The sequence below is a fragment of the Aliidiomarina sanyensis genome (genome assembly GCF_003987175.1).
GTDB lineage: Bacteria > Pseudomonadota > Gammaproteobacteria > Enterobacterales > Alteromonadaceae > Aliidiomarina > Aliidiomarina sanyensis.
This window is the reverse complement of the sequence record NZ_PIPM01000002.1, coordinates 33,007-45,301: the sequence shown is the minus strand read 5'-3', so window position 1 is coordinate 45,301 and position 12,295 is coordinate 33,007. Positions and strand designations below refer to the sequence as shown.

The window sequence follows — 12,295 nt, the reverse complement described above, 5'->3', positions numbered from 1 at the left end:
TGAGTTTGTGTTTACCAATTCGTTTAAGGATAGCAGGGCGTTGGCGAAAGAAATACTTCACTGACAAGAATTTGCGTCCCGGCGACAGAAAAAACACGCCGACGTCCCCACAGTGAATGGCTGCAATGATGCAGCTGGCTATTCAGCATGCCTGCACCCGATGTGGCCGAAAACTCCGCTATTTGGATGGGGCCTGCCGTGGTATCGGTTCGGGTAAAAAGATGTTCTCCGAGTGGCTGGTCACCTAAATGCGTGAGTTCGGGATTGGCTCGTAATCGTAAATGCGGCAGGATACTCCGAGCAAATACCCAAGGCTTCCCGTCGAGCGAAAGTAATACTTCTCGAATTGTCACGCGTTCACCGGTGAAGCCAAGTGCTGCATACTCACATGGCTCGGCATATCCCTCGTTTTGGCCGATCACCGTGACCGAAAAGCTGTCGTGATGTGCTTTCAGTTTGGCGGTGAGTGAGCCGGCGTCAAGCAACCAATCCCGTCGATTCGGCGCCAATTGCGTGGGGTTGGGGGTATGCCAATCGGCAACGGTCCCAATGGGAAATGAGAATTGATTGGATAAGGGCATTGCGGTCACCAGGAAGCCTTGCGGCCCAGCCTCAAGGTGCGAACAATGGCGCCAAACAGCAGACCGCTCAGTAAGCCTGCGAGATGGGCCTCATTGGCCATATTAACAAACAAAACATCTGCAAATCCGAGGAGCAGCCAGCCGACCATAAAGACAATTAACGCCGGTGGAAGTGCAAGTGGGCTCCACGGTTTGCGCCATGCCACAACGATGGCAAATCCGAAGAGTCCGTATACCACGCCGCTCAAGCCACCAAATAACGGGCCGCTAAAAGCCCATTGCGCATAGTTTGAGACGACGGCAGTAAAGAAAGTGACCGCAACGAGGATGTAAGTTCCGAATTGAAGCTCAATACGTCCACCCAAGTACCACCACCAGAACAGATTAAAGATCAGGTGCATGGCGGAAAAATGCAGAAGCATGGGACTAAAAAGTCGCCAGGGCTGACCCCAATCGATCGGTCCGGCACCCCCAGGAGTGAAAAGCAGTGCGCGAAGCGTTGGTTCCGGCGCGATAAACCATTGCATAACGTAGACCGAAAGTACGGTCAGTGCCACGATGAAAGTAAAGAGGCCTGCTTGTTGTGCAAGCATTCGCCAGAGACTCGAGAGTGTCCCCGTTTGACGACGCACCTGCATGGTTTCGGGCGGTGGGGGATTGGTTTTGAAGTCATTCAGCACTTGCATGGCGTGGGCTTCGTAATCTGGCTGAATGAGCCAGAGTTCGAGCACGCCACTTTTTTCGCTGACCGTTACCGGAATACCGCTGCGCTGCATCGTGATACGAAGCAGATCCATTTCTTCGATATTCCGGCTTTGGTAGATTTTTTTCACGCGTCCTGTTCAACCTGTTCCGGATAGGCATTTGCCCATCCTACCATGCCACCGTCCAAGCTGTAGACTTGTGCGAATCCTTGCTGCGCCAAGTATTGCCCCGCATTTTGACTGCTAATTCCGTGATAACAGACCACAATCACGGGCGTCTGTGGATCATGGCGGGCGATGAAATCGGCAAGATTTTCGTTGGTCAACCGTTCTGCACCAGGGATATGCCCTGCGGCGAACGCGCTGGGATCCCGAATATCAGCGATGACCGGTGACTTGTCTTGTACCAACGCCGCCGCATCAGGCGGTGATATCGTCGAAAAATTGCCCACAAGAACTCCTTATGCAGTCCAGTCGAGGATAATTTTCCCAGACTTACCGGAAATCATTTTTTCAAAACCCTCTTGGAACGAGTCGACCGGAAGGGTATGGGTAATCATCGGCGATAAGTCGAGCCCCGACTGCAAAAGCGCAACCATCTTATACCAAGTTTCAAACATCTCGCGGCCATAGATACCCTTAATGATCAGACCTTTGAAAATAACCTGATTCCAATCGATGGTCATATCTTCGGGAGGAATCCCGAGCATTGCGACTTTGCCGCCATGGTTCATGGCACCGAGCATTTGATTAAATGCGACAGGCACGCCAGACATCTCAAGGCCCACATCGAAGCCTTCGGTCATGCCAAGTTCATTCATGACATCTTTCAGTTTGGTTGTGCTGGTGTTAACGGCACGGGTTGCTCCCATCTGTTTGGCAAGGCCGAGCCGATAGTCATTAATATCGGTGATCACAACATGGCGGGCCCCCGCGTGGCGGGCTACTGCCGCCGCCATAATTCCAATTGGCCCGGCACCAGTGATCAGAACATCTTCGCCCACGAGGTCAAAGGACAAGGCCGTATGCACAGCATTACCAAAGGGGTCAAAGATAGAGGCGAGCTCATCGGAAATTTCATCTGGAATCTTGAATGCATTGTCAGCGGGGATAACAAGATACTCTGCAAAAGCACCGGGACGATTGACGCCCACTCCGACGGTATTCCGGCACAGGTGCCGCCGCCCGGCACGACAGTTCCGGCAATGGCCACAGGTAATATGGCCTTCACCCGAGACGCGATCGCCCACTTGGAAGCCTCGGACACCATCACCCATCGCGGCGACCTCGCCCACATATTCGTGACCGACCGTCATACCTACCGGAATGGTTTTCTGTGACCATTCATCCCATTTGTAGATGTGCACATCGGTACCGCAAATTGCGGTTTTACGGATCTTAATCAACAGATCGTTGTAACCATACTCTGGCTTTTCCGCATCGGTGAGCCATAAACCCGGTTCTGCTTTCAATTTCGCCAGTGCTTTCATAATGCGTTATCCACTCCAAGAGGTGAATCGAAATACGAGATGACTTGATCGTCCATTTTACACATGTGAGTCAGTCATCGCTTATACGTTAGTCAATGATCTTCAGGTCTTTGCCGACGCGTATAAACGCATCGATGGTCTTATCTAGTTGCTCGCGGGTGTGCGCGGCCGACATCTGAGTCCGAATTCGAGCCTGACCTTTCGGGACGACAGGGAACGAGAATCCAACCACATAGATTCCTTCTTGCAGCATCCGATCAGCCATTTCCGACGCGAGTTTCGCATCACCAAGCATCACTGGAATAATAGCGTGGTCGGCGCCGGCAAGGGTAAAGCCCGCCGAAGTCATGCGCTCGCGGAAGTAACGGCTATTTGCCTCGAGACGTTCGCGCAACTCATCGCCTTCGCTCAGCATCTCGAGCACACGAATGGATGCAGTCACGATAGAGGGGGCCAACGAATTGGAGAAGAGGTAAGGGCGCGAACGCTGGCGCAGCCATTCCACCACTTCTTTCTTACCCGACGTAAAGCCGCCGCTTGCACCGCCAAGGGCTTTTCCGAGTGTGCCGGTAATGATATCAACACGATCCATCACATTGTGATACTCGTGTGTGCCGCGGCCTTTTTTCCCAACAAAACCGACTGCGTGCGAATCATCCACCATGACCAGCGCGCCGTATTGATCGGCTAAATCACAGATACCCGGAAGATTTGCAATAATACCGTCCATTGAGAACACGCCATCTGTCGCGATCAGAATGTGTCTTGCACCATCGGCTTTGGCTTGCTTTAGCTGCTCCTCAAGCGCGACCATATCATTGTTCGAATAACGGTAGCGTTTTGCTTTACACAGGCGCACCCCGTCAATGATGCTCGCGTGGTTCAGTGCATCGCTCACAATGGCGTCTTCTGGGCCAAGAATGGTTTCAAAAAGTCCTGCGTTGGCGTCGAAACATGAGGAATACAAAATGGTGTCTTCTGTACCCAAGAACTCAGAAATCTTGGATTCGAGCGTTTTATGAATATCTTGCGTACCACAAATAAAGCGGACAGAAGCGACCCCAAAACCATGAGACGCGAGCCCGTCTTGTGCAGCTTTCACCAGCTCTGGATGATTGGCTAAGCCAAGATAATTATTGGCGCAGAAGTTTAGGACCTGCCGACCATTTACGTTAATTTCAGAGTATTGAGAGGAGGCAATGACGCGCTCTTTCTTAAATAAGCCATCGGCCTTTACTTCCTCAATTTGAGTCTGAAGTTGCTCGTAAAATGCATCTTTCATTACCATCTCCAAAAGTTTAACGGTCGCAGTTTGGAACATATTTTACTTGGAGTCGTCTTGCTTTGCAGTAGAAAACAGGGGAAAAGTGGTGGGTCCAGCGTAAAATAAAGGTTCCGGTGCGCAAACTCGAGTCTGCGATGCGTTGGACGATATTCATTGATTCCGTTATTCTTACGCTATTCCTTGTACTCAGCCTCGGATCGCGAGAAAAGAGCAGTTTCTATGTACAGACGTGCAATTTATCCTGGGACTTTTGATCCCATTACGAATGGCCACTTTGACCTCATTCAACGGGCCTCAAAATTATTTTCTGAAGTGATTGTTGGGGTGGCCGCCAATACCAGCAAGCAGCCCCTGTTTACGCTTGAGGAACGGGTTCGGTTGGTGGAAGAAGTCACGTCCCCCCTTGATAACGTCACGGTCATTGGATTTACTGGACTGCTTGCTGACCTCGCAAAAGACCGTCAAGCGCATGTTCTTATCCGAGGACTACGGGCGGTATCTGATTTTGAGTTCGAGTTTCAACTGGCGAATATGAATCGTCGTCTGAATCCGGATCTTGAGAGCGTTTTTTTAACGCCTTCGGAAGAAAACTCCTTCATTTCCTCTACCCTCGTGAAGGAAGTTGCATTGCATGGAGGCGATGTTGGGCAGTTTACTCATGCCAAGGTAGCGTATGCTTTACAGCAGAAGTTCAAAACAAAGCACGCTTAAAACGCGCACCCTGTCTCATTTGTTCTATCTTTTCTGCCCCGAAAAGGGTATGATTCGCGCGAAAAATCGCCAGCGTTTTCGCATTAATCTCTTTCGAACCCAAAATAAACTTTGTACCCGCAGGAGTTCTTCGCATGACTGATCTGGACTTGAGCCAGTACGGCATAACAGACGTCACCGAAATCGTATACAACCCTTCATATGAGCAGCTCTTCATCGAAGAGACCCGTTCCGAACTGTCCGGCTATGAAAAAGGTCGGGTCACCCAATCAGGTGCAGTTGCAGTCGATACCGGTATTTTTACAGGACGTTCCCCTAAAGATAAGTATATCGTGCGGGATGACACAACCCGCGATACGGTGTGGTGGTCTGATCAAGGCAAGAACGACAATAAGCCAATTACCCCGGAAGTCTGGGACAGCCTGAAAGGACTTGTCACTCAGCAGCTATCGGGCAAGCGTTTATTTGTGGTCGACACCTTCTGCGGTGCAAATGAGGACACGCGTTTAGCCGTGCGTTTTATCACGGAAGTGGCATGGCAGGCGCACTTCGTGAAAAACATGTTTATCCGTCCGAGCGAAGAAGAGCTGAAGCGTTTTAGCCCCGACTTCATTGTGATGAATGGCGCGAAATGCACGAATCCAAATTGGGAAGCCCAAGGCTTAAACTCCGAGAACTTTGTCGCGTTTAACCTGACTGAGCGGATGCAGCTGATTGGCGGAACCTGGTACGGCGGCGAGATGAAGAAAGGGATGTTCTCCATGATGAACTACTTTCTGCCGCTGCAAGGCATCGCCTCGATGCATTGCTCTGCAAACGTGGGCGAGGCCGGTGATGTGGCTGTATTCTTCGGTTTGTCAGGTACCGGGAAAACCACATTGTCAACGGATCCAAAGCGTCAATTGATCGGTGATGACGAGCATGGATGGGATGATGATGGTGTGTTCAACTTTGAAGGCGGTTGCTACGCGAAGACCATCAACTTGTCTGAAGAGGCAGAGCCTGATATCTACCGAGCCATTCGCCGCGATGCATTGCTGGAGAACGTAACGGTTCTTGACGACGGCGCCGTTGATTATAACGACGGCTCAAAAACCGAGAACACACGGGTTTCCTATCCGATTTATCACATCGATAACATTGTGAAGCCGGTTTCAAAGGCAGGTCATGCAAAGAAAGTCATTTTCTTAACAGCGGACGCCTTTGGTGTTCTTCCGCCGGTTTCTAAATTGACAACGGAGCAAGCGAAATACCACTTTTTGTCAGGTTTCACAGCAAAGTTGGCTGGAACCGAGCGTGGTATCACCGAGCCAACACCCACTTTCTCAGCATGTTTCGGTGCAGCGTTCTTAAGCCTTCACCCGACACAATACGCGGAAGTATTGGCGAAGCGGATGGCTGCATCAGGGGCCGAAGCGTATCTGGTCAATACGGGCTGGAATGGCACGGGCAAGCGTATCTCAATCAAAGCAACTCGCGCCATCATTGACGCAATCCTCGATGGCAGTATTGAGAATGCAGAATTCGTTCAATTGCCGTACTTCAACCTCGCAATGCCCAAAGCATTAGCAGGAGTGGAAGACAGCAGCATCCTTGATCCGCGAAATACCTACGGTGATGTCGCTGAGTGGGATGCAAAAGCTCAGGACTTGGCCGGACGTTTTATCGAGAACTTTGAGAAGTTTACTGACAATGCGGAAGGGAAAGCGCTCGTCGCTGCGGGTCCGCAGCTTTAACAGCGCCCTTACTTCAAAAAAGCCAGCATCCGCTGGCTTTTTTTATGGGAGAAGTTTTGACCTGATTTACCAATTCTCATACACTGGCAACACAATAATAACAAACAGGTTCGCGTCCGTTGAATGGCCCACATGCTGCTCCGTCGAATGGAGCGTTAGCGAGTTACTTTACGATTGTTATTGCCGCAATTGTGACCGGCGTGATCGGATTTTTTGTGGCGTACGCGCAATTAAATCAGCAACCGATCGCTCAGGTTATATCGCCACGCGCAGCGCTTACGGCTCTTTTGTGCGGGCTTGGCCTATGGGTTACGGTTCGCGGTGCCGCATGGTTGCGGATTCTTATCGGGGTGGCACTCACCTTAGCAGCCGGCTATTCGATCGCTGTCGGACTCTCCCAGTATTCATTCTTTCCCAGTTTTGAGACCCCATTTGCAAAACCCGCGGTAAATTGGCCAATCGCATTTTTATATGCATTTGTTGGTGTGTGCGTGAGCTTTGGTATTTCAGCGAATAAGCGTCGTGTTTTGTGGCGGGTCAGCGGGGCGATTCTGGTTGTGGTTGGAACCCTGCTTTCTTTGCTGTGTTGGGTCGACGAGGGTTATCAGTGGTCGGCACCGCACCCGGTACTGGCGGGGCTGGCCAGTCTCTTTGTGATTCTGCTGGGCGTTGCCCTGTGGCTTGGGTCACGATTTACCGAAGGGCGTCAAACCTTACCGAGTTTTCGGGCTCTGGCGATGGCCAGTGTCGGCGTAACGATCATTGCCTTTATTTGGTTCCTGCTGAGTAGTGATATGGTCAGCCGTATTGAAGCTCAGGGGGTTCGAGCTGTTGAGGAGGCGGCTAAAGCGCGAGAAGAGGGCTCATTCGAAAACTACCGACTCATTCAACGCTTGGTGAATCGCTGGCAAAATGCGTCGGCTGAAGACCTTGAGCGTCTCATGGAGATGGATACATTATCCTATCTAAACGACTTACAGCAGATTGATAGTATCTTTTTTCTTTCGCCCGAACGTGAATTAGTGTGGGAGGAGACACGTCCAGAAAGTCCGTCAATGCAGCACCTGAAAGACAGTCAGGAAATCCGATCGTGGCTAGTAACCACCCAACGCCAAGCGGCTTTCTATATTCCGACTGAATCGATTGTCGAAATGTCCGAGCCGAAGATTGTCTTAAAAGTTCCCATCTTTCGCTATACCGGTCTCCAAACGAATGTAAATGGTCATCATTTCGGATATGTGGTTGCCGTATTTGATTTCGCCCGATCCGTGGATCCGTCGCAGCATGAAATCGCGTCTCCTTTTAGAACCTATGCACGAGTTCAGCGGGGTTATCTGTTGAATAGTCAGGGCAGCTTTACTGAGATCAGGCGGCACTCTGATTTTTCTGATTCCGAGTTATTTGCTTTCCAACGTATGATGCGCCTTCCATTAGGCATGCAACTTCCGCTCCAAGGTTTTTTGGTGGACACCCAAGAGGTTCGGCGCGCCGCAAATTTAAACACCTTGGTGGTCGGCGGTGGTTGGCTCCTTGCGATGTTGCTTGCAGTGAGTCTTGAAAATGGGCAAACACTACGTGCTCAGCGCTCCCAATTGCAATTACAAGCCACCCATGACGGCTTGACCGGATTAATTAACCGGACCGTGATGGAGGAGATGATTGGACATCATGCGCGTCGGAATGATGAGCAGGGAGAGTCGCTCGCGGTTTTATTTATTGACCTCGACGGGTTTAAACCGATCAATGACAGTCTTGGATTAGCGATTGGTGACAAACTCCTAATTGAAACAGCTCATCGCATCGAAAAGTGTATGCGGGATGGTTCCGTGGTTGCCCGCTTTGGCGGCGATGAGTTCGTGGTCATGGTGCCGCGCTTAGGACAGGGTAGCCCTCTCACGGATTTGATCGGCGATATTCTTTCATCCATTGCTCAGCCATTTCTGATTGAACGTTATCGTTTGTATGTAACGGCCAGTGTGGGCATCACAACAACCAAAGAAAGCTCAACGGACCCCAAGCAGCTGATACAAGATGCGGATATGGCGATGTATCAAGCTAAACGGCAAGGGCGGAATCATTATCAATTCTACACGGCGGATATTTCCGAGCGTTTCCATTCCTCGGTGACACTGAGAAATGAGCTTCAACATGTCTTGGAGCAAAATGCGTTGCAGCTGTTCTATCAACCTATCTTCTCGGCACATGACCGGAAGGTGGTCGGTGTCGAAGCGCTTCTGCGTTGGCAGCGAGAGGATGGAAGTTACGTTTCTCCTGCAGAGTTTATTCCGCTTGCGGAGGCGTCGGGGCAAATTATTCCGATTAGTTCGTGGGTGTTACAGCAGGCCTGCCATGATGGAGTGGCGCTTCAGGCGTATGGTGATTTGGCAGTATCCGTTAATTTGTCAGCAATTCAATTCCACCGGGCGAACTTCATTGAGTCGATGAAGCATACGCTCAATTTGACGGGGTTTGATGCAAGTAAGCTTCACCTGGAGTTAACCGAGAGTATTTTGCTCGAAGATTCACGCCAAGCGATTCGGACACTCGAAGCATTACGTCGTCAGAATTTCTCGATTGCCATTGATGATTTTGGTACGGGCTTTTCGAGCTTATCTTATCTAAAGCAGCTGCCTGTCGACTCACTTAAGATTGACCGCAGCTTTATTGCAGATGTGATTGGGGGAGAGCATGACGCAGCCATTGCGAGTGGGATCATCTCCATGGCGAAGCGGTTAAAGTTGCAGGTCGTGGCCGAAGGGGTTGAGACCGAGGAACAGGCCGCATTTGTGGAGGCAGCTGGCTGCCACTTGATGCAAGGCTTCTATTTTGCAAAACCGATGCCTTACTCAGAACTTGTCCTTTTCCTGGAGCGTTATTCGAAAACCAATCAAGCATAAGAAAGGCCTGCATCTGCAGGCCTTATACTTCGTGATTCCTTCGTCGATTTTATTGACTACCTAACCGTTCCGCATGGGGAAGTTCGTAAGGCGGGATGTCATCTCCCTCCTCAATGAGGTAATAGTTCATCCATTGCATTAAGCGCATGGCGTAATCAAGCTGCGAAGCGGCCCGCTGATTTCCGTGCCCTTCGCCCGGATAAAGAACAAGACGAACCGGGACATTACCGTGCACTTTGAGATAGCGATACAGCTCCATGGACTGGCTTGGGTGGACCCGAGTATCTTCGGCACCGTGCATAATCAGAATGGGTGTACGCGCTTGCTCAGCCCAATAAATAGGGCTCCGTTCCAGGTACCATTGCCATTTGTCCCACGGGTAGCTTCGCGCGTGCACAAGGTACATTTCGTTGGGAATATCGGTGGTACCGAACTTAGACAGATTGTTGCTAATGCCAACAAACATCACGCTCGCCGCAAAGTGTTCGGTTTGTTTGGTGGCTCCCCACGCGGAGGCGTATCCGCCATAGGAGCCGCCGGTAATACCGACGCGGTCAGGATCTGCGAGTCCGATCGCAACAAGATGCTCTTTCGCATCGACAATATCGTCAAACTCTTTCCCGGCGTAATCATTCTGACCGAGTTTACTGAAGGTGACTCCGCGTCCAGTGCTTCCTCGATAGTTCGGAAAGAATGTGGCGAAGCCTTGTTGCGCCGCGTACCAGATTGGGTTCGAATAACTGTTGTTCCAGCCATTTCGCACGTGCGCTTCAGGTCCGCCATGAATCGACATAATGACAGGAACCCGCTCACCTGGCGTGTAGTCATGGGGGTAGACCAGAATACCTTCCAAAAGAAGTCCATCGCGAGCTTCATGTTGAACAACAGTCTGACGCGGCTGGCGGACGTCATTTAACCATGGGTTTGAGTCGGTCAGTCGAACCAGCTCCTCGCCACGCCACTGCACGACTTCGGTCGGGTGCGATGCATGGTGCGCAATGGTGGTGAGTAGACCTGACTCATGGGCAAACACGACGCGTGTGAAAATCTTTTGCTCCGCAGGAACGACCGTTGAGGTTTGCTGTGTGCGAATGTTGGTTTTCCGCAGATCGGTTTCAACATTGATGTCAGCAAGCCAAAGTACGTCCTCGTTCGACATCCAGATTACATCATTCACATGACCTGGAAAGCCCGGTGCGATATCACGGATGGCGCCATTGCTCAGATCAGCCAGATAGAGACGTCCTTCCTTCGGATCGTGCTTATCTTCAGCACCAATGAATGCAAGTTGTTGTCCATTCGGAGCAAATGCAGCGCGCCCAAGTTTGCCCTCACTTTGGATGGAGACGACGTTCGAGCCCTCAGTATCGATGATGACGTATTGACTGAGCATGAGGTCATCGTCGACCAGTGGTGTAGGGGCAACCCGCAGCAGAAGCTGCGCGTGTTCTGGACGAAACTGAACGGAATGAACATGGTCGTCACGCTCAATCACTTGTGCTTTTGCGTCCGTATCTGTCAATGACAAAAGCCACACTTGAGTCTTACGAATGGTTTCCTCATAGATCTGTGCCCGGAACCCTTTGCGCGCCAATTCCTCGGCTTTTTCTGGGCCTTTCTCGCGGGCAAGAAATGCGACGTAGTTACCGTCCGAACTAAGGCTAAAGCTCCCCATAGCAACGTCATGTTGATAGACGCGAGTCGACTCGCCGCCGGTTACCGGAATTCGATACAGTGAGGTATGGCGATCGGAACCACGTTGCGCAAGGTAATAGAGATGTTTGTCATCGTGGGAGAATGCGATTTGTCCAATGCGCAGATCGCCCGTAATAAATGGAGTTTTCTCACCTGCTGCATTGACGACAAAGAGCTCAACATATGCTGGACCGTCATCATCTTGATACGGTGTACGGGGGCGGATCCGGGTGAAAGCGGTCAGTTCGCCATCAGAACTTGTGACCGCTTGCGATACGCGTTGAACGGTAATTGTTTCTTCGAGTGTGATATCGCGTTCAGCAGCCTGGCTTGGAAGCCAAGCGAGGAATGCAATAAGCGTTACTAAAAACCATCGTGTCATCGGGTTCTCCTTTTATCGAACGCATTTTGTTACGAGTTGTCAGGGTACGAAAAGCGAGGATGTGGAATCGTATTCCATATCATCGGTGTTTACCTGTCTTTATTGTTATCGGGTTTTCACGAACGGTTGTGGTGCTTCATTCTTAATGGAATCTGAGCCTCGAGCAATCATACGCAGCTGAACAATCGTTTGTTCTGCCATGATTTGTCGCTCAGCGGCCGACAGGTCCAGTGCGTCGGCTCCAGCACTGAAAACCACACGCACCATCGCATCGGCTTGGATTTCGGCAACCCATTCCGGTAACTGGCGATCGGTACGGAGGTAATCCGCTAATTCGGCTTTAAAATGCTCAATTTCACGCGCAATTGCCATCCGAAACTCTTTGGATGTGCCGGAGCGTTCTTGCAGCAACAGGCGAAATACGCTGCTGTTCTGGCTAATAAAATCCATAAAGATTTCGACCGAGATACGGATAACGGATCCGCCTTTGGCCAGTCGTTGTCGGGCTTGGCGAAGCAATTGACGTAATGTGAGGCCTGCCTCATCTACAAGGGTTAAGCCGAGCTCATCCATGTTCTGGAAGTGGCGATAGAAAGAGGTGGGCGCAATATTCGCTTCTCGAGCAACTTCTCGCAAGCTCAGGCTCGAGAAGGGAACCTGTGGGCTCAACTGATTCAATGCAGCATCAATTAGGGCGCGCCGTGTCTTCTCTTTTTGTTTGGCTCGTATTCCCACCATTCCGTTTGTCCATCCGTAAGATAATTCGTTTTACACCAACACAGTGTACATCTGTAGGTGCAATTTACACGAATTA

At 50.8% G+C, this 12,295-nt stretch carries 10 protein-coding genes; 3 read left to right on the top strand and 7 right to left on the bottom strand.

The features are described from left to right. Window positions 1-23: 23 nt before the first annotated feature. The 5 genes from CWE11_RS02475 to CWE11_RS02455 all read right to left on the bottom strand — a co-directional run bounded on the left by CWE11_RS02475 (window position 24) and on the right by CWE11_RS02455 (window position 4,057). Window positions 24-581, bottom strand: a complete 558-nt coding sequence (locus CWE11_RS02475; protein ID WP_126776025.1) for a chorismate--pyruvate lyase family protein — start codon at window positions 579-581, stop codon at window positions 24-26. Between the two features lie 5 nt (window positions 582-586). Then, window positions 587-1,414, bottom strand: coding sequence for a rhomboid family intramembrane serine protease (locus CWE11_RS02470; RefSeq protein WP_241971702.1), 828 nt, complete (start codon window positions 1,412-1,414; stop codon window positions 587-589). Further along, window positions 1,411-1,737 carry a thiosulfate sulfurtransferase GlpE gene (glpE, locus tag CWE11_RS02465; RefSeq protein WP_420808381.1) on the bottom strand — a complete coding sequence of 109 codons (327 nt, stop codon included), beginning with the start codon at window positions 1,735-1,737 and terminating at the stop codon, window positions 1,411-1,413. The genes CWE11_RS02470 and glpE overlap by 4 nt, the downstream gene beginning before the upstream one ends. Window positions 1,738-1,746: 9 nt before the next feature. Beyond that, on the bottom strand, window positions 1,747-2,775 hold the full coding sequence (gene tdh, locus CWE11_RS02460) for an L-threonine 3-dehydrogenase (RefSeq protein WP_126776024.1): 1,029 nt from the start codon (window positions 2,773-2,775) through the stop codon (window positions 1,747-1,749). An 88-nt stretch (window positions 2,776-2,863) separates the two neighbouring features. Then, window positions 2,864-4,057 carry a glycine C-acetyltransferase gene (locus tag CWE11_RS02455; RefSeq protein ID WP_126776023.1) on the bottom strand — a complete coding sequence of 398 codons (1,194 nt, stop codon included), beginning with the start codon at window positions 4,055-4,057 and terminating at the stop codon, window positions 2,864-2,866. Window positions 4,058-4,279: 222 nt separating this feature from the next. Here CWE11_RS02455 and coaD point away from each other — a divergent pair, with 222 nt between their 5' ends. The 3 genes from coaD to CWE11_RS02440 all read left to right on the top strand — a co-directional run bounded on the left by coaD (window position 4,280) and on the right by CWE11_RS02440 (window position 9,404). After that, window positions 4,280-4,771 carry a pantetheine-phosphate adenylyltransferase gene (coaD, locus tag CWE11_RS02450; protein ID WP_126776022.1) on the top strand — a complete coding sequence of 164 codons (492 nt, stop codon included), beginning with the start codon at window positions 4,280-4,282 and terminating at the stop codon, window positions 4,769-4,771. A gap of 134 nt (window positions 4,772-4,905) precedes the next feature. After that, window positions 4,906-6,507, top strand: coding sequence for a phosphoenolpyruvate carboxykinase (ATP) (gene pckA / locus CWE11_RS02445; RefSeq protein ID WP_126776021.1), 1,602 nt, complete (start codon window positions 4,906-4,908; stop codon window positions 6,505-6,507). A gap of 119 nt (window positions 6,508-6,626) precedes the next feature. Further along, entirely contained in the window at window positions 6,627-9,404 is a 2,778-nt protein-coding gene (locus tag CWE11_RS02440; protein WP_126776020.1) for a putative bifunctional diguanylate cyclase/phosphodiesterase, read from the top strand. A gap of 49 nt (window positions 9,405-9,453) precedes the next feature. Here the strand turns inward: CWE11_RS02440 and CWE11_RS02435 are convergent, their stop codons facing one another. Then, window positions 9,454-11,481: a S9 family peptidase gene (locus CWE11_RS02435; RefSeq protein ID WP_126776019.1), complete on the bottom strand. Its 2,028-nt coding sequence runs from the start codon at window positions 11,479-11,481 to the stop codon at window positions 9,454-9,456. Window positions 11,482-11,586: 105 nt separating this feature from the next. Next, window positions 11,587-12,219, bottom strand: coding sequence for an HTH-type transcriptional repressor FabR (fabR, locus tag CWE11_RS02430; protein ID WP_126776018.1), 633 nt, complete (start codon window positions 12,217-12,219; stop codon window positions 11,587-11,589). Window positions 12,220-12,295 lie beyond the last annotated feature (76 nt).